Source organism: Caldichromatium japonicum (assembly GCF_011290485.1).
Classification (GTDB): domain Bacteria; phylum Pseudomonadota; class Gammaproteobacteria; order Chromatiales; family Chromatiaceae; genus Thermochromatium; species Thermochromatium japonicum.
In genome coordinates this window covers 376,048-396,447 of the sequence record NZ_CP048029.1, presented here as the reverse complement: position 1 = coordinate 396,447, position 20,400 = coordinate 376,048, and the positions used below count along the sequence as shown (strand labels likewise).

The 20,400-nt window shown below is 59.8% G+C and carries 24 protein-coding genes and 1 pseudogene; 12 read left to right on the top strand and 13 right to left on the bottom strand.

Annotated features, from left to right (window positions below; genetic code table 11):
• Position 1: 1 nt before the first annotated feature.
• The 13 genes from mlaE to GWK36_RS01840 all read right to left on the bottom strand — a co-directional run bounded on the left by mlaE (position 2) and on the right by GWK36_RS01840 (position 11,562).
• Entirely contained in the window at positions 2-784 is a 783-nt protein-coding gene (gene mlaE / locus GWK36_RS01900) for a lipid asymmetry maintenance ABC transporter permease subunit MlaE (RefSeq protein ID WP_166269602.1), read from the bottom strand.
• Positions 784-1,659, bottom strand: a complete 876-nt coding sequence (locus tag GWK36_RS01895) for an ABC transporter ATP-binding protein (protein ID WP_166269600.1) — start codon at positions 1,657-1,659, stop codon at positions 784-786. Before GWK36_RS01895 ends, mlaE begins: the two co-directional genes overlap by 1 nt.
• Positions 1,660-1,847: 188 nt before the next feature.
• Positions 1,848-2,915, bottom strand: a complete 1,068-nt coding sequence (locus tag GWK36_RS01890; protein WP_166269598.1) for a glycosyltransferase family 4 protein — start codon at positions 2,913-2,915, stop codon at positions 1,848-1,850.
• A complete protein-coding gene (locus GWK36_RS01885; protein WP_166269595.1) occupies positions 2,912-4,090 on the bottom strand; it encodes a glycosyltransferase family 4 protein in 1,179 nt (392 codons plus the stop codon). Before GWK36_RS01885 ends, GWK36_RS01890 begins: the two co-directional genes overlap by 4 nt.
• Entirely contained in the window at positions 4,087-4,830 is a 744-nt protein-coding gene (locus tag GWK36_RS01880; protein WP_166269593.1) for a class I SAM-dependent DNA methyltransferase, read from the bottom strand. Before GWK36_RS01880 ends, GWK36_RS01885 begins: the two co-directional genes overlap by 4 nt.
• Before the next feature lie 4 nt (positions 4,831-4,834).
• Positions 4,835-5,953, bottom strand: a complete 1,119-nt coding sequence (locus tag GWK36_RS01875) for a DegT/DnrJ/EryC1/StrS family aminotransferase (RefSeq protein WP_166269591.1) — start codon at positions 5,951-5,953, stop codon at positions 4,835-4,837.
• A 132-nt stretch (positions 5,954-6,085) separates the two neighbouring features.
• Positions 6,086-6,337 (bottom strand): hypothetical protein, encoded by a 252-nt coding sequence (locus GWK36_RS15955; protein ID WP_425482769.1) that lies wholly within the window; start codon positions 6,335-6,337, stop codon positions 6,086-6,088.
• A 50-nt stretch (positions 6,338-6,387) separates the two neighbouring features.
• Positions 6,388-6,855 (bottom strand): hypothetical protein, encoded by a 468-nt coding sequence (locus GWK36_RS01865; RefSeq protein WP_166269589.1) that lies wholly within the window; start codon positions 6,853-6,855, stop codon positions 6,388-6,390.
• Between the two features lie 9 nt (positions 6,856-6,864).
• Positions 6,865-7,287, bottom strand: a complete 423-nt coding sequence (locus GWK36_RS01860; RefSeq protein ID WP_166269586.1) for a cupin domain-containing protein — start codon at positions 7,285-7,287, stop codon at positions 6,865-6,867.
• Between the two features lie 28 nt (positions 7,288-7,315).
• Complete coding sequence (locus GWK36_RS01855) at positions 7,316-8,281, bottom strand: glycosyltransferase family 2 protein (RefSeq protein WP_166269584.1); 966 nt, start codon at positions 8,279-8,281, stop codon at positions 7,316-7,318.
• Complete coding sequence (locus tag GWK36_RS01850) at positions 8,278-8,889, bottom strand: class I SAM-dependent methyltransferase (protein ID WP_166269582.1); 612 nt, start codon at positions 8,887-8,889, stop codon at positions 8,278-8,280. The genes GWK36_RS01855 and GWK36_RS01850 overlap by 4 nt, the downstream gene beginning before the upstream one ends.
• A gap of 48 nt (positions 8,890-8,937) precedes the next feature.
• On the bottom strand, positions 8,938-10,095 hold the full coding sequence (locus GWK36_RS01845) for a prenyltransferase/squalene oxidase repeat-containing protein (protein WP_166269580.1): 1,158 nt from the start codon (positions 10,093-10,095) through the stop codon (positions 8,938-8,940).
• 33 nt (positions 10,096-10,128) lie between these two features.
• On the bottom strand, positions 10,129-11,562 hold the full coding sequence (locus tag GWK36_RS01840) for a lipopolysaccharide biosynthesis protein (RefSeq protein WP_166269578.1): 1,434 nt from the start codon (positions 11,560-11,562) through the stop codon (positions 10,129-10,131).
• Between the two features lie 140 nt (positions 11,563-11,702).
• On the opposite strand from GWK36_RS01840, the pseudogene GWK36_RS15950 reads away from it, so the two are divergent.
• The 12 genes and pseudogenes from GWK36_RS15950 to GWK36_RS01785 form a co-directional block, all read left to right on the top strand.
• A pseudogene (locus GWK36_RS15950) lies at positions 11,703-11,881 on the top strand (IS5/IS1182 family transposase); the annotation flags it as partial.
• A 183-nt stretch (positions 11,882-12,064) separates the two neighbouring features.
• Positions 12,065-13,084, top strand: a complete 1,020-nt coding sequence (locus GWK36_RS01835; RefSeq protein ID WP_166272350.1) for a KpsF/GutQ family sugar-phosphate isomerase — start codon at positions 12,065-12,067, stop codon at positions 13,082-13,084.
• 77 nt (positions 13,085-13,161) lie between these two features.
• Positions 13,162-13,692 (top strand): KdsC family phosphatase, encoded by a 531-nt coding sequence (locus tag GWK36_RS01830; RefSeq protein WP_166269575.1) that lies wholly within the window; start codon positions 13,162-13,164, stop codon positions 13,690-13,692.
• Positions 13,682-14,284, top strand: a complete 603-nt coding sequence (gene lptC, locus GWK36_RS01825; protein ID WP_166269573.1) for an LPS export ABC transporter periplasmic protein LptC — start codon at positions 13,682-13,684, stop codon at positions 14,282-14,284. Before GWK36_RS01830 ends, lptC begins: the two co-directional genes overlap by 11 nt.
• A gap of 44 nt (positions 14,285-14,328) precedes the next feature.
• A complete protein-coding gene (gene lptA / locus GWK36_RS01820) occupies positions 14,329-14,799 on the top strand; it encodes a lipopolysaccharide transport periplasmic protein LptA (protein ID WP_246237619.1) in 471 nt (156 codons plus the stop codon).
• Entirely contained in the window at positions 14,796-15,521 is a 726-nt protein-coding gene (gene lptB / locus GWK36_RS01815; RefSeq protein ID WP_166269569.1) for an LPS export ABC transporter ATP-binding protein, read from the top strand. Before lptA ends, lptB begins: the two co-directional genes overlap by 4 nt.
• Before the next feature lie 85 nt (positions 15,522-15,606).
• The gene (locus GWK36_RS01810) at positions 15,607-17,088 is read left to right on the top strand and encodes an RNA polymerase factor sigma-54 (protein WP_166269567.1); all 1,482 of its coding nucleotides are present in this window, start codon (positions 15,607-15,609) and stop codon (positions 17,086-17,088) included.
• Between the two features lie 34 nt (positions 17,089-17,122).
• Entirely contained in the window at positions 17,123-17,437 is a 315-nt protein-coding gene (hpf, locus tag GWK36_RS01805; RefSeq protein WP_166269565.1) for a ribosome hibernation-promoting factor, HPF/YfiA family, read from the top strand.
• Positions 17,438-17,685: 248 nt separating this feature from the next.
• On the top strand, positions 17,686-18,135 hold the full coding sequence (locus GWK36_RS01800) for a PTS sugar transporter subunit IIA (protein WP_210756828.1): 450 nt from the start codon (positions 17,686-17,688) through the stop codon (positions 18,133-18,135).
• Between the two features lie 12 nt (positions 18,136-18,147).
• Positions 18,148-19,092 carry an HPr(Ser) kinase/phosphatase gene (gene hprK, locus GWK36_RS01795; protein ID WP_166269563.1) on the top strand — a complete coding sequence of 315 codons (945 nt, stop codon included), beginning with the start codon at positions 18,148-18,150 and terminating at the stop codon, positions 19,090-19,092.
• A 32-nt stretch (positions 19,093-19,124) separates the two neighbouring features.
• On the top strand, positions 19,125-19,982 hold the full coding sequence (rapZ, locus tag GWK36_RS01790; RefSeq protein ID WP_166269561.1) for an RNase adapter RapZ: 858 nt from the start codon (positions 19,125-19,127) through the stop codon (positions 19,980-19,982).
• The gene (locus GWK36_RS01785; protein WP_166269559.1) at positions 19,979-20,362 is read left to right on the top strand and encodes a PTS sugar transporter subunit IIA; all 384 of its coding nucleotides are present in this window, start codon (positions 19,979-19,981) and stop codon (positions 20,360-20,362) included. Before rapZ ends, GWK36_RS01785 begins: the two co-directional genes overlap by 4 nt.
• Positions 20,363-20,400: the final 38 nt, after the last annotated feature.

Genomic DNA, 20,400 nt, shown 5'->3' with positions numbered 1-20,400 from the left:
TTCAATCACCCCCAAACATCAGTGCTGTCAAGACGAAATCGAGCCCCAAGACCAAGAGGGCCGATTGCACCACGGCACGCGTCGTCGCCCGGCTGACCCCTTCGGCGGTAGGTATGGCATCGTACCCCTGAAAGAGGGCCACCCAGGTGACCACCAGCCCAAAGACCAGGCTCTTGATGACCCCATTGATCAGGTCCTCCTGGACATCGATCCTGGCCTGCATCTGGCCCCAATAGGCCCCGGCATCGACACCCAAGAGCCCGACCCCGACGACATAGCCGCCCAGCACACCCACGGCGCTGAAGATGGCCGCTAACAGCGGCATGCTGAGCAATCCACCCAGCAGACGCGGAGTCAGAAGGCGGCGTACCGGATCGACCGCCATCATCTCAAGCGCCGCGAGCTGTTCGGTCACCTTCATCAATCCGATCTCGGCAGTGAGCGCCGAGCCCGCCCGTCCAGCAACCAAGAGCGCTGTGACCACCGGCCCCAGCTCACGCACCAAGGAGGTGGCTACCAGAATCCCCAGGCTTTCGGCGGCGCCGAACCGCACGAGCACCGTATAGCCTTGCAGACCCAGGACCATGCCGACAAACAGCCCCGAGACCCCCACGATCAACAAGGACAGGGCTCCGATATTAAGGACCTGTTCGAGCAATAGACGTGGGCGGCGCAGGACCTCATCCAGGGCAGACAGGGTCGACAGCAGCAGAAGATGCGCCCGTCCGAGCCGTTCCAGGCCAGCAAGGACAGTGCCGCCGAACCGCCTTAGGGTGTTGAACATCACCCGCTCCCCAGTAGATCCAGGGTCAGGGGCGGCGCCGGATAATGAAAATGTACCGGGCCATCCGGCAGGCCATCGATGAATTGCCGCACCCATGGGGAAGTGTCTTGGAGCAGCGCCTGGGGGGTTCCCTGGGCGAGGACCCGACCCTCGGCGATGAGAAAGATCCAATCGGCGATCCGCAGGGTCTCTTGCACATCGTGCGAAACCAGGATCGAAGTCAGATGCGCGGCATCATTGAGCTGGCGGATCAGGGCCATGAGCATGCCCATCGAGATTGGGTCCTGACCGGCGAAGGGTTCGTCATACAGGATCATCAGCGGATCGAGGGCGATAGCACGGGCCAAGGCGACCCGCCGCGCCATCCCCCCCGATAACTCGTTTGGCATGAGATTCCAGCCCCCGCGCAGACCCACGGCCTCGAGCTTGAGCAAGACCAACTGACGGATCAGCGCCGGATCGAGGCGGGTATGCTCGCGCAACGGATAGGCGACATTGTCGAAGACGCTCAGGTCAGTCAGGAGGGCGCTCGATTGAAACAGCATCCCCATCTGGCGCCGCAGGCGAAAGAGACCGCGCTGATCCAGCCGGGTGACCTTCTCACCAGCGACCCGGATACTGCCAGCATCCGGTTTGAGTTGACCAGTGATAAGTTTCAGAAGGGTCGTCTTGCCGGTCCCGCTGGGGCCCATCACCGCAGTCACCGTACCTTGCGGGATATCCAGATCCAGGTCAGCAAAGATGACCCGCTCGCCGCGCCGAAAACACAGACCGCGAATCTCGACCAGCGGCTCCCCGGGCAAGGGATGCGGCCCGACCGCAACAGCCGGCGGGACCGGGGTCTCAGCGATTGCGAGGGGTGGGACGCTGCTCATCGCGGTGCTATGCAGTTAAAGTTTTTAATTGTCAATGAGCTGTCGAGCAAACGTCAAGCAACCGCCTGACTCAGGGGCGTAGGTAAACGCTGACCTATTCGTCACCCCGGCGAACGCCGGGGCCAGATTATTTAGGGTATGGATTCCGGTTTACGCCGGAATGACGAGCACCGATTGAAACGATTTGTTCAACGTTTCCCTAACAATGACTCAAAGCGTTGCGCCGCCAGCTCCCATCCCGCAGGTTGCGAATATATGCGATTTTTTTGAGCGAGCAATGCTGCCGCCTTGTTTGTGAAATCCTCCACATCGCCCGCGCAAGCGAGCATTTCGGGATGATCCTGCAGTATCCATGCCGTACCCGGCACATTGGAGGCAACCACCGACACACCGCAGGCCATGGCTTCGTAAAGCTTGGCCGGATAACTGTAATTGCCGAAAGCACTCGGTTGATTGAATACGAACATCAGATCGAGGCTATTGACGATTTGCGGCACCTGCTCTGCCGGACGGTAACCGAGCCAGTGCACCCCGACCGGAAGTTCAACGCCTTTGGCGAGCCGCCCGGACAACACCAGCTGAATCCGCGGGTCGTACTCACGGAGCCGCGCGTACACTGAAAAGAGCTGGTCGACGCCACGATTGGGGTGTAGGGACCCGGAGTACCCCACCAGCGTCCGGTCCAGCGGCAGTCCCAGTGCGCGCCGACATTCCGCCTTCGGTAGTGGCATGAAAACTGGGTCTGCCGCCATCGGCACCACCTCGACGTAATCGCGCCCGGAAGTTATGCGCATCCACTCGGCCAGTTGTGGCCCGGCGGCGGTCACCACGTCGGCACGCGCAAGCGCGCGCCGCCAGGCGGAATGCAGCGGACGCGCCCACGGGATGTAACTTTCGTAGTTGTCGTAGGCATCGATCAGCGATTTGCAGCCATGCTTTGCTGCCAATCGCGTAGCAAGGATGCCGTACCAGGTGTCGGAAAAGCCGACGACCCAGTCGGGCACAAACGTCGTGCAAAGCGCATGGGCCTTCGCCAGATAGGACCAAGGCCCCCATGGAAGCGCTGGGACTGTGTGAACATGAAGCCCGTCGATACAACGCGTCTGGGCAGGCTCATGCCGATACCCCAGTAGCAGCAGATGTGCCTCATGTCCACGCTCGACCAACAACTGGGGAAGATGAAAAAACCGTCCGTAAGGCTGGGTGAAAAGATCACGCCCCTGGGGCCTGCGTTTGCTGAGAAAAAGTATCTTCATTGTTGAAGAACTGTATCGATGATCTCCGCAAGCCGACCTCCAAACTGCGGCTGTGCCCATCGCCCCGCATGTTCCCGACCGGCGGCGGCCAGACGCCGGCGCAATGCGTCATCCGTAGCAAGTTTGCGCATGGCCTCGGCAATCCCCTCAACCGACCCGGGATCGAACAGCAGGGCAGCGTCACCCACCTGTTCCGGCATCCCATAGATAGCGGATATGGCCATCGGGCACCCTGCCACCATCGCTTCCAGCGGCGGGATATTCGTCGGCCCGAAGAATGTCGGCATGATCAGGGCAAGCGCACGCCGATAAAACTCGGGCATATCCTCGTCCGGGACGTAGCCAAGGATCTTCACGCGATCGGCCAGTCCGTGCCGATCGATGGTTTCTAATACCCGACGGTAAGCATTTTTTGCCGAGCCCACGAAAACTAGATGGAGGTCTGGCAACTCGGGGCGCAGCATGGCCAGCGCCTCCAGCAGCCGAACATGATTCTTGTGTTCCCAGAATTGCGCCGGATAAAAGATGAATCTCTCCGGCAAGCGGTAACGCTCGTCGAAACCGGCAGGCGTGGCCTCGACCTGCATGTAAGCAGGCGCAACATAGGGCAGCACATGCACGCGACCGGGCGGGGGATGGTAGGACTCGATCAGCTGGCGCCTGCCCACCTCGGAATCCACGAGCACACCGCGCGTATGACGACAAAGCCGCCGATAGTGTCTCTCCCGCCGCTGGTACAGGCCAAAGGCGGAGACCTCCGGAAAGCGGGACTCGTAGCGATGCATCAGGTCGTGAACAACACCGAGGGCCGGAACGGGAATCGCATAGGTCCAGACATCCTGGGCCGGGAATACCCACAGATCGCAGGTGGCGTGACGCAGGCAGCGCGTCAGGGGATGAATGGCCGGTGCCATCAGGCGCCAAAGCGACAATGGAAACCCAAACCGCAAGCCTGCCCTGATCGCCGAATCCAGCAAACCCTCATGGACCCAAATCCGCTCGACCTGCGCATCGCAGCCATCGAGCCTCGACGCCCACGCCGGGTGCGAATACGCGACAACGATCCGGTACTGCGTGCTAGGAAGCGCCGACAATGCCGACAACACCGATTGCGCATACTGGAAAGCGCCACCGCCCTCTGGCGGGAACCCCAAATAGATACCGACCCGCTTCATCGCCCAGCGATGTAACAGGCATTCCAGGCATCGGCGCCGAGTGCGCGCCCGTCCAGCCACCGCTGTGCCGCTAGCCGTCTCATACCCGCGGCATCGAGTAAGAGATCGACCTCCGGGGTGAAGAGATAACGCATCGGGTGGACCTCGCGGATGCGCTGTATGCCCGCCTGGCTTTCCACGATCACCTCGTAATGCACATCCACCCGGTTTGCATCGGGATAATGCACCGGCTCCGCGATACGGGTAACCTCGACGCCGTCCCCATGCAACCGCTTGACCCGGGTTGTAGGCGGGTCACTCAGCACGCCCGGACCATACCAGCAATCGAAAATAAAAACCCCGCCCGGCGCAAGATGCGCCGCGGCCGTCTTGAATGCGGCGATCAAATCGGCATTCGTGGTCTGGTAGCTCATCACATGAAACAGTGCGAGCACCACGTCGAATGTCCGTCCTGTCCGAAAATCACACAGGTCGCCTTGCACGAACGTCAGACCCGGGGCACGCAGGCGCGCCTGCGCCACCATCGCATCGCTGCGATCCACCCCGGTCACACGATAGCCGAGCCGTGCCAACGCCTCTGCGTGGCGCCCGGTTCCGCAGCCGAGTTCGAGGAGATCACGACCGGCAGGGACATAGTGCTTGATCAGGGCGTGGACATAGTCCACCTCCGCCGCGTAGTCCTTGTCCCGGTACAGCAAATCGTAATAGGCCGCATAGGCATCGAATACCGTTTCTTTCATGGACTCACCCAGGCAACACCTCTTTCAGGGCCGCGATCACCTGATCCTGCTGCGCCTCTGTCAATGCCAAACCGCTCGGGACATAAAAACCGCGTCGCGCCAGCCTCTCCGCAACAGGGTAGTGCTCACCCTCGAACAATCCTATCCGGCGCAGTACCGGCTGCTCATGCATCGGCCAGAAGAACGGACGTGTACCGATCCCTTTCGCCGCCAGTCTTCGCATAGCCTCTTCAGCGTCGAAAGGCATCTCATCGGTCAACACCACACCGAATACCCAATAAATGTTTTCGGCGTAGTCGGTTCTCGCCAATGGCAGTTGCAGTCCGGGCATCCCTGCAAGCAGCTCGGAATAGCGCGCCCCCATGCGCCGCTTGCGTGCGACGAACTCATTCAGCCGCTCCAATTGCGCTACCCCCAGCGCGGCCTGGACGTTGCTCATCCGGTAGTTCCATCCTAGCTCGTCGTGGACGAACCGCTTTTCCGGCTTGAAGCAAAGATTGCGTAAAGAACGGCAGCGCTCGGCCAGGGCAGCATCGTCGGTGACAATCATCCCTCCTTCGCCGGTGGTGATGAGCTTGTTTGGATAAAAGCTGAAGGTAGAGAGATCGCCAAAGCTCCCGCACGGCCTGCCCTTATAGGTCTGGCCGTGCATCTCGGCAGCGTCCTCGATCACCGCGAGCCCATACTCCCGCGCAATCTCCAGCAACGGGTCCATATCCACCGGAAGCCCGAAAATGTGTACCGCCATGATGGCCTTGGTATGCGGAGTGACCTTGGCCTTGATCTGCGTGACATCCATGTTCCAGGTCTCGGGGTCGCTGTCGACCAAGACCGGCCTCACCCCGGCACGCACGATCTGGCCGATACAGGAGATGATCGTAAAGGTCGGCAGGATGACCTCGTCGCCGGGACCGATCCCGAGCGCGGCGAGAGCGATGTCCAGTGCGGCCGTGCCATTGCAAACGGCGATCCCATGCTGGCGCCCGACATATTGAGCCAATCCGTTTTCCAGACGGGCGACGAAGGGGCCCTCGGACGAGATCCAGCCAGTCTCGATACACTCCTGGAGATACTTGGCCTCGTTACCATCGAGCAGCGGTTCGTTGACGGGGACGTGGCTCATCGGAACAGTTCCAGGATGAAATGGCAGTAGATGTTCTCGTCGAGCTCGGCCTGATTCCTCAGTGCGCGCAGGCGATATCCCAGACCGACCTTGCTCGCCGGTTCCAGCACCCTTCGCACAAGGGCATGTGCATCATATTTCCGCTTTCCGCGACGAAAGCACACCCCAGGTATCCATACGCACATACTCGACCGCCGCTGGATCGGAATGGCCGCGCCCCCAATATTCGGGGGTCGAGTATGCACAATAGTGCGTATACATGTAGAGCGGCAGGATGACGACCCTTCCGCCGGGCACAAGCAGGCGGGCCGCCTCCTGCACGAAAAGGACGTCATCGTCACCCGCAAACATCTCGAACGCGCAATGCAGGGAAGCCCCGCGCACGGATGCGTCTGGGAAACTGGTAGCCGTCGCATTTTCACGCTGGTAATAGCTCAGCGAAACCCCCCGCCGATTTCGAGATCAATAGCCCACGCATTTACACCGCGGGCCTCACGCAGATGTCTGGCCCAAGGCGAATTGCAGGCCGCCACATCGACGTAAACATCATCCGCACCAAAGCCATCGAGTCCCAACAACTGGGCAGCGATGAAGTGCTCCAGTAGCTTTTCGTCCCAGACACCGCCGGCCCGCCCACCGTGATAATCGTCCGGAAACGGATTTTCCGCCTTGAAGCGGGTAAAGAACTCTGGATCGACCCGGTAGTCCTCGATCACCACACCGAGGTTTGCGAGATCACCCTCGATCACTCTCAACTCAGAAGGTGTGGGATTGCGATAACGTGGCGCATGACGCACGCGCCACGCATCCGCATCCCAGCCAGATTTCCGCCGTGCCCACCTAGCGGTATAGACAAGTGTTACCAACACACCGCGCCGCCGGATCGTCTCGAGTGGATTCATCGCACCTCGCTAGGCGTTGCTTTCCGGGCGATGCCCAACAAATCGCGTCTTATCATTGTCACCCGCGTAGGGTCCTTGTTTGACCTCGATGATCTCTGCCTCTTCAAGGATTTCGAAACCGTGCCCGCCAGAAGCCAGTAAAATGACATCGCCGGGACCAAGATCGCGGCTCTCCACCCAGCGCTGATCATCATCATAGAAATCGACACGCACCCGACCCGAGCGGATAAACAAAACCTCCTGGGTATACACCACCTCGCGCGGCACCGGATTATGGACGTGCGGCTCGATGCAGTAACCGGTCGGCCGGCACATGTAGGCAAGCTGCTGCGAGAAATCATCCGGGGTAAAAAAGCGGATGCCGTTTTCCCGAAATGTCGCCGGTATGATAATGGCGAACAGCCTGCCGTTGTGTTCGATTCGTTCGCTCATGTCTCGGCACTGTCCACATCGATCATATTTAAAAAAAGTTTGTTTTCATCACCCAATTGCGCACCTCGATATCCTCCCGGTACGCGCGTTGATGAAAGTCATATCCCTCACGATAACCAACCGCCATGCAACGGCGCAATTCCCTCAGCTCGGGGTTCATCTCTAAACTGGAACGGAGCCAGCGACTGGCAAACAGGGCAAAAGACCGCAACCCAAGCCAAGCCGTCCGCCGTCCAAGGCGCAGATCAGCAAAAGAATCCGAAATCCCCTGATCGAATGCGCGCTGGCGAAAGTACCCGAACGTCATGCGTGCCGCACTGACAAAATGAAAAACCGTGGCCCCCGAATGGAACAAACACTTTAACCCCAAGGCCGCGACCTGACGAGACACATGGGTCTCGCCGTCGCCTCGAAACCGAATCAACTCGCGCGGCATGGCGTCCGGATGAAAACCTCCCGCATCGAGCAGCGTCTGTCGACGGATTGCAAAATTGCAGCCCCAAACATACGTCGGAGCGATTAGACGAATCCCATCCGGCAGCCGCAGAATGCTGAGCCAAGGAATGGCCTGACCACCGTATACCGGACGCTCCCATAAACGCAAAAGCCAACCGGGCGGTGTTTGCTCGAAGCGGGGAAGGTTGTTGCCGCCCACCATGACCACCTCGGGATCGGCAAAAGCCTCGACAATGGCAGCAAGCCACCCAGGTACCGCCTCGATATCGTCATCGACAAAGACGAGAAGGTCACCGCGCGCTTCCCGCAACCCTCGATGCCGGCCGGCATGCAGACCAGGCCGCAGCTCCCGGACACTGCGCAGGTTGGACAGGCGCAACGCATGATCCGCGACGACTCGGGCGGTTTCGTCCGTGGAACCGTTATCCACCACGATCACTTCGAAATGCTCCCTCGCTAAGGTCTGAGCGGCAATCGACTGCAAAGCGCGGCTGAGCAGATGCGCGCGATTTCGGGTCGGAACGATTACCGAAATCATCGTGCCAACCTGCCCCACCACAGGTTTGGCAACGAACCGGATTCGTTTACGAGCGGTTCGACCTCGTCGCGCACGATACGCTGGACCCCCTCCGCCCAGCCGATGTCATGGAATGCCATCACTGCTCCCGGCTGCAGCAGCCCTCGGTAAGCGTCCCAATCGCGCTTGCTCCCCTCCCACGAGTGATCGCCATCGACAAACAACATCGCAAGCCCATTCGGTGCCAGTCGACGGACTTGGTCCACGACCGCGTGGCTGAACCCGCGTATCGGTACGATGTAACCGGAAAATCTGCGGGTGTTGGCCATGAATTTCGCATAGGTATCTCGTCTGCCCTCGCTCATAGCATCGTTGTTCCACGTATCCACGCAGAGCACCTGCCCCGATCTTCCGGAAGAGAGTCTTCCGGCCGCGAGAAAATACGCTGAGGCACCGAGATAGGAGCCTATTTCAAGGATTGGCCCGGGCGACACTGAAGCAGCAAGATGATAAAGAAGCGCCCTCTCGGAAATTGTTAAATGGGATGCAATGCGAAAACCAGATAAGTGTCGCAATATCATTGGCGCCATCATCAAGGTGCCAATCTTGTGTTGGAGCAGTAAATCCATCTTCAAGAATTTGATCTCCTTATTATATTACAACCAATATTGATAGAGCTAACAATAGTAGCCAGGACAGTGCACCGCTAGACAAGATATATCCTGGAGAGCATTCGTAGAATAAGCCAGGCTAAGCAGACGGAACCATGTCGGGAACATCGCCCCCCGGTTCCTGCGAGACATCATTTGTCGATGCCCGTAGGTCATGCCTTCATTCAGACGAAATACAAATCCACCATCATCGACCTGATTGACTACAACCCATGCCTGCGCCTTTTTCAGAGCCATAAGCACTCTTTCCCGATATTGTGGCGCATAAGCGACAAGGCGAGCAAGGATGTAGATCGAATCGATATCTTCGCAGGCACTGGAATTTGGTGTTGGCGCAAATCCGCCATATTTGTTTTGTGTCCTGAGCGCAGCCTCTAAAAGTCGATTCACATTGAATTCCAACCTCCTGTCATACAAAAAAATTGGAAGCAAATGGTAGGCAAACTGGACACCTCGTGATACTTGGACTGGATCATTAGGGTTATACGCCCCCCACAACCCCGTATTGGCATTCATCTTATCCAGTAAGTAATCCTGAAGAAATCGAACTGCATCGCCAGCCTCAGAATCTTGCCAGTGATCTCTCTGATATTGAAGCAAGCAACCGATATTCATGATTTTGTTATCGATATCCTGAGCATGATCGAAGCATGCCGACCAGTCGTGACTATCCAGCCATGTAGAAAGTATGTTCGTATCTTTGTAAGACCTAAGGAAGTAAAATGGATACCTTGGCCGCCCACCCAGCGTGGTATATGCACTAATCATGTGGAGAGCAAGATGCCTTGCTCCCCACCAATCGGAATCGTCAAACAATTTATTCTTTACGACCGGGTCGTAAAACAGACCGGTCTGCCGACTCTGCATGGAATCAAAGTAGGCAATCCACCGCGCCTTGCTTTCTTGCGAAATCCTCTGAAGTTCACCCAATAAAGAATAGATCATGCATGCGTATGCAGAGGAATAGAGCGTAGGCTGAGTGCAATCCGCGGAATAGCGATACCGAATACCTTCATCATCCATCTGCATGGAGCTGACGAAAGACAGTGCATTATTTTTGCGTCGCTCGAAGTCGTATCGCTGGGTTTCTGGGTCGGACATACGCCTGGAAACCATCCGTTCCGTGATGGCAACCTGCAGCGGCCTATACAGACTGCGCGCCATGGGCTTGAGAATCCTTGGGATCACACTGAGACCCTATCTTCTGTGACTGCTGAGCAGGCGTCTGATCGTCCGTCCCTCGCCGAGTATGAAGAGGGCACTAAGGATAGCCAGCATACCTATGGCGACCGTCGCTGCCGCTTGCGCAAACAAGCCATCGACGTGACGCGATAGCACCATACCAACAGGTATGGCTGCAGACGCCGCTAGTGTGATCAAGGCAAAAAACCTGATTAGCGGCGCCAGACTTATGCCTAGCAGGTGCCGGACAAGAATCAAATGCATGGCGTTTGCAGCAGCGGCTAAGGCAAAACGGGCCCAGACAAACGCCTCGAAACCATGCCGGATACTCCAGAGATAACCAATCATGTATATCAATAGAAATGTGGCGTTAACGATGGTTTCATAGGCCGGTTTCCCAATCGCACGATAGACCTCGCCGTTGGCCCCGACAACCCACGCTACACCATGCATCAGTGCCATCGCCCCGATCACAAACCCAATACCAGTCCATGCCTCACCGAATATAAGCACCCCGAGCGGCTCCGCGGCCGCGAACAGGATGAACGCGATCGGGATTGCCACCAGGATGCTCGCCTTCACGACCCGCACATAGGTGGCCTTCAATCGCTCCCTGTCGGCCTGAATCTCTGAAAGGTGGCTGTATAGCACAGGCAATAGAGGAGCAAAGATGATACCGAACAGCATGATGACGAACTGGTTACCCGTCCGGTAGAGGCCGAGGTCGTGGGCCCCGAGGTACATGCCGACCACGAGGGTGTCGGCCCAGACATAGAACCAGGCCAGCAAACCGGACAGGGCCACCCACGCCCCGAACCCGGCCATTTCGCGCGCGATCTGGAAATCGAAAGCCCATCTCGGTCGCCATACATGTACGCGCCACAACACTGTTGTCTGAACGGCCTGCCCGAGGAGGGTGCCGGCCACCAGCGCCCAATAGGAGCCTCCGGTGAGCGCCATCGGGATCGACGCGAACGCAGGCAGCGCGACGGTCAGCAGCCGCACCCAAAACAGACGCTTAAAATGGAACTCCTTTTGCAGAAGTGCAGTGTGCACGGAGGCCAGCGCAGCGAGAACAATCTGCAGGACCATGACCTGCAAGACCAAGGTGACACGATCGTCCTGGAATAGATGGTGGGCGACCGGTTCGGCGAGGCTGAAAACCAGCCCACCGACCACAGCGCCCAAAGCAACATTGATCCAGAAGGCGACGTCGGCAGCTTCGTGGACATCTTTCTGGCGCTGGATCAGCGCCTTGGACATCCCGGCCTCCCAAAATACCTGGGAAAAATTGATAATCATGGTGGCGGCAGCGACCACGCCAAAATCCTCGGGCGTGAGTATGCGGACTAGGATCAAGAAAACGAGGGGCTGGATGACTCGTGACGCCAGCTCACCAGCGGCCGACCACTTGAAGGCATGAAAAAGGAGGTGGCGAAAGAGGCTCATCTCATCCGATTACCAGTAAAGCGGGCATGTCGACGCCCACCGTCAAGCCTCAGATATTCAGATAAGAGGCGTGTCCCAATATAAGGGACTTTTTTAAAGAATATCTATCGCAGGCTTCCGCTGTCTGAAACCAAAAAACCCGCATCGCGAAGACCCGCCCGCAGGCGAATAGGTCTTTACTGCGATGGTGCAGATGGGCGGCAAGCTGAATCTGCACCATCAACCAAGCGCACACCAACCTTGCGATGACGATGATGGCGGCCTGCTACAACCTGAAGCGGCTGGCCTATTCTACAAGACCGGCATCATAGCCGCATAACACTGAAATGGGCCAAATCGCCGTAGGCCAGGGCAATTCGGGGTAAACGACAGGCGAAGTTTCCCCAAAAAGGTGCGCTGATTGATTTCGCTTCGCTCATCCTGGCGCAAGCCATAATCTAGACGCAGTGAAGGCCGAAAGGCCATGATGATCAAGATTCAACCGAACGGCCTAACACGCGAAATGAGCGAACGCCGCAGACTCGGCACCCTACCCCTTGCCCTCTCCACCGTCCAGATCGAGCGGCTCATGCGTCTCGGTCGGGCAGTGATCGAGACCGAGGCTCAAGCGGTCGCCGCCCTGGCCGAGCGGGTGGACGACAGCTTTGCCTTGGCCTGCCGCTATATGCTGGCCTGCGAGGGGCGCATCGTGGTGCTCGGCATGGGCAAATCCGGACATATCGGCAGCAAGATCGCCGCCACCTTGGCCAGCACCGGCAGCCCCGCCTTCTTTGTCCACCCCGGCGAGGCCAGCCATGGGGATCTCGGGATGATCACGGCGCGCGATGTGGTGCTGGCCATCTCGAACTCAGGCGAGACCGAGGAGCTGTTGACCATCCTACCCGTCCTCAAGCGCCTGGGTGTGCCCTTGATCGCCCTCACCGGGCGAGCCGACTCGACCTTGGCCCGTAGCGCCGATGTCCATCTGGATGTCAGCGTGACGACGGAGGCCTGTCCGCTCGGTCTGGCACCGACTGCCAGCACCACGGCGGCCCTGGCCATGGGCGATGCCCTGGCGATTGCCTTGCTTGAACAGCGCGGCTTCACGGCTGAGGACTTCGCCCGCTCCCACCCAGGCGGACGATTGGGCCGGCGCTTGCTGCTCCATGTCGCTGACGTGATGCATCAAGGCGAGCGCGTACCGGCGGTACCCAGTGGAACAACGGTGCTCAAGGCCCTGGAGGAGATGTCGCGCAAGGGCCTGGGGATGACCGCGGTGCTTGCCGCAGATGGGGGACTGCTCGGGGTCTTCACCGATGGTGACCTGCGCCGCGCGCTCGACCGTGGGGTCGAGGTCCGCCACACCCCCGTCGATGCGGTCATGACCTCGCCCTGTGTCACCATCCGCTCAGGGGCGCTGGCCATCGAGGCGGTTCAGCTCATGGAGATGCGTGCGATCAACGGTCTCTTGGTGGTCGATAGCGCTGGCCGTCTAGTAGGGGCACTCAATATGCATGACCTGTTGCGCGCCAGTGTCGTTTGAGTCCGCCCGGTGTATTGACCCAAGCAAAGCTGCAGGTTACAAGACCGCCAACCTATTCGTCTAAGATATTCTCACCCATGAGCGCAATCCATGAACGCGCCGCCCGTATCCGTCTGGTGATCTTTGATGTCGATGGGGTGCTCACCGATGGCAGTCTCTTCCTGGGCGACGACGGCCAGGAATATAAGGCATTCAATGTACGCGACGGCCACGGCATGACCCTGCTTCAGGAAAGCGGAGTGCGTCTGGCCGTGATCAGCGGGCGGACCTCCAAGGCGGTGCATCTGCGCATGGAAGGATTGGGCATCTCGGATGTCTTCCAGGGGTATCGCGACAAGCGTTTGGCCTATGAGGCGCTAAAGGACCGCCATGGACTGGTAGATGAGGAGATTGCCTATGTCGGGGATGACCTGATCGATCTACCGGTAATGTCCCAGGTGGGGCTGGCGATCGCGGTCGCCGATGCCGATCCGCGGGTCCGCGCCCTCGCCCATTGGTGCACCGAGGCCCCCGGTGGACGCGGCGCCGCCCGTGAGGTCTGCGAACTCATCCTCGAGGCCCAGGGTCACCTGACCCTATTGCTCACCCTAGATCCAAATGCGTGCTGAACATGGACTCGCCCGTCGTTATTGGCTACTCGGCCTCGGACTGGGACTCCTTGGCCTGATCACCTGGTGGCAGGTCCAGCGCCTGCCCAAGGACATCGCAATGCCAACCCCTCACGCCCGTCATCCCGATTATCGGGTGGTGGGTTTCACGGCTCTGGAAACCGATGCCCAGGGCCAACCAAGCCGCCGGCTCACGGCGGCCGGGTTGCGCCATTTTGCCGACGAGGACCTCAGTGAACTGGATCAACCGCGCCTGATCCTGTACCGCGCCGATGGTCCACCTTGGCTGGCTGAGTCCCGCTCGGGGCTCGTGCGGGCAGGGGGTGACGCAGTCCAGCTCCTGGACGAGGTGCGCCTCGAGCGCGCGCGCGGGCCGCATAATCGCGCCGTTCATCTCAAGACCGAGCGTCTGGATATCTGGCGCCAACAAGGGCTCGCTGAAACGGACCTGCCGGTTCAGATCGAGAGCGACGGCGAGACCTTGACCGCCAATGGCATGCGCCTGTGGTATTTAGAGGATGCCATGCGCGGTCAATTTAAGGGTCGCGCCCGGATTCGCCTCAACCCAGCAACGGGTACCCCCCAGCTATGAAGCTACCTCCCAAGGCATGGTATCAGCGATCCAGATATATCCCCATGGCCCTGCTGGCGGGTCTATTTGCCGTCTGCTCGCGGCCCCAGGCGCTCGAAGCCGATGCTCAGCAGCCGATCCTAATCGAAGCCGACGAGGTCGAGGTACGCGAAACGGACAATACCAGCATCTATGTCGGCCATGTCCAGGTCGAGCAGGGATCGATGCATCTGCGCGCCGACCATGTCACCGTCTATCACCGCCCCGACCGCCAGCCGCGCCTGATCATCGCCATCGGCCAGCCGGCCAGCTATCGGCAATTGCTCGACGGAGAGCAAGGCGATGTCCAGGCCTTCGCCCGGCGCATGGAATACGACGCCGACAAGGATGAGCTCACCTTGATCGGCGACGGCCTGCTGATCCAAGGCGAGGACCGGCTCACCGGCGAACGGATCATCTATGAACGCGCCAAGGCGCGCTTTCGCGCCGGCGGCTCGGGTCGGGTCAGGATCAGGCTCACCCCCGATCAGCGATGAAGGGTCTATGCGCCGAACAACTCATGAAGCGCTACGGCGGACGCCAGGTGCTTCACAATGTCAGCGTCCAGGTCGAGCCGGGTGAGGTCGTCGGTCTGCTCGGTCCCAATGGCGCGGGCAAGACGACGTGTTTTTATCTGATCGTGGGCCTGATCCACGCCGACCAGGGACGCATCCTCCTCGATGGGCGCGACCTGACCCGCCTGCCGATGCATGCCCGAGCACGCGCGGGCTTAAGCTACCTCCCGCAAGAGCCCTCGGTCTTTCGCAAATTAAACGCCCGCGATAACATCCTGGCCGTCCTCGAGACCCGCCGCGACCTCGACCACGCCGCGCGCCTGGCGCAGTGCGAACGCCTGCTCGAAGACCTCGGTATCCTGCATGTCGCCGATTCACTCGCCTTGAGCCTGTCAGGGGGCGAGCGGCGGCGGCTAGAGATCGCCCGCGCCCTGGCCGTCGAGCCTTCGGTAATGCTCCTCGATGAGCCTTTCGCTGGGGTCGATCCGATCGCGGTCGGAGACATCAAGTCAATCATCGCCCATCTGCGCGATCGCGCCATTGGTGTGCTCATCACCGATCACAATGTGCGCGAGACCCTCGACATCTGCGACCGGGGTTATATCCTGAACGCCGGCACGGTGATCGCTGCCGGCCCCCCATCCAGCCTTTTAGCTAATCAGCGGGTGCGCGAGGTCTATCTGGGTGCCGATTTCGTCCTTTAATCCACTTGGGTTCACAGCGTCCAGAGATCGCCTACAAATTGAATTAGGCACCTTTATTGCACATTCAATCATCTTAGCCGTCGCAATGAAGCCTAGCCTCCAGCTGCGAGTCAGCCAGCAGCTCAGCATGACCCCCCAGTTGCAACAGGCCATCCGCCTCTTGCAGCTTTCAACGCTCGAGTTGCAACAAGAGATCCAGGCAGCCCTGGAAAGCAACCTCATGCTCGAGGAGGCCGAGGAATCTGATCCCGCGGATGTGCTTAACGGCTCCGAATCCGCGATGAACTGGCTAGAGACGGAAGAGGAAGATGATTTTGCCCCGCCTCCTGCGGAACGCGAGATCGATACCGCCTACGAGCTCATCCCCGACGAGCTCCCTGTGGATGTGCAATGGCAAGACATCTTCGACGGCTACCCACCGCTTACTGCCTCGGGTCTGGACGATGGCGAGGGTCATGACCCCTTGACCCTTCACAGCCGCCCCCAGACCTTACACGAGCATCTGGTGTGGCAGCTCAATCTCAGCCGGCTGAGCGAACGTGAGCTCATGGTCGCGCACGCAGTGGTCGATGCGATCGATGCCGAGGGCTATCTACGGGCTGGGATCGATGAGTTGGCCGCCGCCCTCGATCGACCAGACCTCAGCCAGGAGGAGATCACCACCGCGATCCATCGGGTACAATCCCTGGATCCGCCTGGGGTTGGGGCGCGCGATCTGGCCGAATGCCTCATTATCCAGTTGCGCCAGCTACCAGAGACCCTGCCTGGACGCGACCTGGCACTGGCGATCTGTACCTCGGGGTTTGCGCAGTTGGCGCGCGGTGACGTCGCCGGACTCGCCCGCCTGCTTAAGGCAGAAACTGAGGCGGTGAGCGAGGCAGCGGCCCTCATCCGCCGGCTCAATCCACGCCCAGGGCGCTTGATCGAAGAGGCTGCACCGGAGTACGTTGTACCCGATATCCTGGTGCATAAGCACAATGGCCGTTGGCAGGTCGAGTTGAACCCCGAGATCACCCCCAGACTGCGGATCAATGCCGATTATGCGCGCTTGGTGCGACGGGCCGATCAGAGCGCAGCTGGGCTCATGCTCAAGAGCCATCTTCAGGAGGCGCGCTGGTTCATCAAGAGCCTGGCGAGCCGCAACGAGACCGTGTTGCGCGTAGGCGCCAAGATCGTTGAGCTGCAACAAGATTTTCTCGAACATGGCGAGGAATGGATGCGCCCCCTGGTCTTGCGCGATGTCGCCGAGGCCCTGGGCCTGCATGAATCGACCGTCTCGCGGGTGACGACCCAGAAATATATGTTGACCCCGCGCGGGACCTTCGAGCTTAAATATTTCTTTTCATCGCATGTTACTACCCTTTCCGGCGGCGAATGCTCGGCCACCGCGATCCGTGCCCTGATTCGTAAATTGATTGCAGCCGAATCCCCCGGCAAACCCCTCAGCGATCAACAGATCGCCCGGGCCCTAGCGTCACAGGGCATCCAAATCGCGCGCCGAACCGTCGCCAAATACCGCGAGGCTATGGGTATCCCCGCCTCGAGTGAGCGCAAACGCCTGGCTTGACAGGCCGTTTGAACCTTCTGCTAAGGAGTCCAAGATGCATATCAATCTGACGGGTCATCATATCGAGGTCACGGACGCGCTGAAGTCCTATGTGGACAACAAGTTTGAGCGTCTGGCGCGCCATTTCGACCACGTCATCAACGCCCATGTCATCCTGAGCGTTGAAAAGATCGAGCAAAAGGCCGAGGCCAGGCTGCATGTCAACGGCAGCACCCTCTTTGCCGATGCGGTGCATGAGGATCTCTATGCCGCGATCGACGGACTGGTTGACAAACTTGACCGCCAGATCCTGCGCTATAAGGAGAAGCGGCATAATCACCGCAGCTCCGCCGTCAAAGCCGCGGAATAAGCGCGTTTTGAGTTGACACTGACCCGATGGACACCCGCGGTGTCGCCCCCGCCAGGGTGTCTGCGGGTGTCAAAGATCCGGCCAAGCCGCAGACCCCGAGCAAATGACCGTCCCCGAGCCCTGCCCAACCGCCCTGAAGGAATAGCATCCATGACGTGCATCCCCTTCCGCCCGTGCTCAGGTCACACTGCCGATCGCATCGCATGCTTTGCCCTTGGGCGGCATGAGATTCACTGGAGACCAGGGCCATGTTGATGCCCGAACTGATCGCGCCCGAACGCATCCGCTGCGCTCTCGAGGTCGCCAGCAAGAAGCGGCTCATCGAGACGCTTGCCGAGCTGCTGGCCAGCGCTCATCCGCGGCTGCAGACCGAAACCGTGTTCGAGCACCTGATTGAGCGCGAGCGTCTCGGGAGCACAGGGCTGGGGTATGGTGTCGCCCTGCCCCATGCGCGCATCGCCCAGATCAGCGATGCCGTTGGCGCCTTCGTGCGGACCAATCGCGGGATCGATTATGATGCTACCGATGGTCAACCGGTGGACCTCGCATTTGCCTTGCTGGTACCAGATACGGCCAATGACGAGCATCTGCGCCTGCTCGCCCATCTGGCGACCTTGTTCAGCGACCCCGACATCCGCGCCCAATTACGCAAGGCTACTTCGAGCGACGAGGTTTTGAGGGTCTTAAACACCCTCTAGCGTACGCGAACCATGATCGACAGCCTGCAAAGCGTCGTGGCCCAGACCAGCCCTCAGCTCAAGCTGCGCTGGCTGACCCCTGAGCCCTCAACCCCACGTCCCTTGCGCGGCGATGATCCCGAACAATCGCTCATCGGTTCGCTCAATCTCATCCACCCTAACCGGTTGCAGGTGGTGGGTCCGCCTGAGCAACGCTATCTCTCGGGGCTAGGGCATAGTGCATATTCCGAGATGCTCGACAAACTCTTTGCCGATCGCTTGGCCGCTATCATCTTCAGCGATGGGATCACGCCGACGCGTGAATTTATGGAGCGCGCCCGCGCCTCGGCAACCCCGATGCTTGCCTCGCCCCTGGGCGACCAGGAATTGATCAATCACCTGCGTTATTTTCTCACTCAGGCGTTTGCCGAGCGCACGACAATCCACGGTGTCTTCATCGAGGTCCTGGGGATGGGCGTGCTCCTGACCGGTGCGTCCGCCGTGGGCAAGATCGAGCTGGCGCTCGATCTCATCGGCCGGGGCCATCGCTTGATTGCCGATGACGCCCCTTGTTTCGCCCGCATCGCCCCTGAGGTTATCGAGGGCCGTTGCCCCGGGGTGCTTCAAGATTTTCTAGAGGTGCGCGGCCTAGGAATTCTCAATATCCGCGCCATGTTTGGCGAGAGTGCGGTCCTACCCAACAAACCGCTCAACCTGATCATCGATCTCCAGCCGCTGGGCCATCCCCAGTTCGCCAACTGCCTCGAGGGTAGCCTGTCGGCGATGACCATCTTGGGCGTGAGGATCCCGCGGGTCACCATGCCGGTGGCCTCTGGGCGCAATTTGGCGGTCTTGGTCGAGGCTGCGGTCAGACAGCAGATCCTGCGTATCCGCGGCTATGAGGCGAGCGCCGACCTGATCGAGCGGCAGGCGCGCGCCATCCACCAGGCGCATCCAGAGCCGCTAGCACAGGCCTAGACAGCGGATACGCCGGCAGGAGGAGGCTGTCGATGCAGTTGATCATCCTCAGCGGTCTATCTGGTGCGGGCAAGAGCATCGCCCTCCACACCCTGGAGGACGTTGGTTTTTATTGCATCGACAACCTGCCCTTTTTTTTGCTCCAGGACCTGCTATCGCGGCTCACGCATCAGCCGGATACTGCACTGCGCAAGACGGCGGTCGGTATCGACGCCCGCGGGACACCCGAGGCCCTGCACCGCCTACCCGAATTGATCCAAACCGCACAGGCGCATGGTATCGACTGCCGCCTTCTGTTCCTCGATGCCCAACTCGATACTCTGATCCGGCGCTATAGCGAGACCCGCCGCCGCCACCCCCTCACCCAGGGCGATCGCTCGCTGCGTGAGGCGATCCTGCTCGAACAAGAGCTCCTTGAACCGGTTCGCGCCCATGCCGATCTGCGCATCGACACCAGCCAGACCAATGTCCATGAGCTACGCGACCGGGTGCGGGGCTGGATCTTGGGGGACGCCTCGCCGCGGCTCTCGATCCTGCTTAAATCATTCGGCTTCAAACATGGGGTGCCGCCGGATGTCGATTTTGTATTCGATGTGCGCTGTCTGCCCAATCCCCACTGGCAACCCGAGCTGCGTCCGCGGACAGGTCTCGACCCCGAGGTGGCCCAGTTCCTGGAGTCCAACCCGGAGGTGATCCGCATGCGCGACGAGATCCTCGGGTTTTTCGAGCGCTGGATGCCACAACTCGAGGGCGACGGACGCAGTTATCTCACCATCGCCATCGGTTGCACTGGCGGCCAGCATCGCTCGGTCTATATGATCGAGCGCTTGCGCGAACGCTTCACTGCCTTGGGTCATCGGGTCATCGTCCGCCACCGCGAACTCGCGTGAGCGTCGGCATCCTGCTCCTCACCCATCGCCCCCTCGCCGGTGATCTTCTGAAGATCGCCGCCGAGATTCTGGGCGCTCTGCCGCCGGGCATTGCCTGCTGCGAAGTGATCCAGGACACCCCGCCAGAAGAGGCCCTCAAGCGCTGCCGCCATCTAGCAGCCGGACTTGATCAGGGTGAGGGGGTATTGGTACTCACCGACCTGTATGGCGCCACCCCGGCCAACATCGCCCATGCCCTCGCCGCCTCTGCCGATCGAGTGCGCGTCATCAGCGGGTTGAACCTGCCGATGCTCCTGCGCATGCTCAACTATGCCCACCTCGACCTCGAGCACCTGACTGAAAAGGCCCTGAGTGGCGGACGCGATGGGGTGCGCGAATGAAACATCGGGTCGATCTCAACCGACCGCAAGCGATTTTG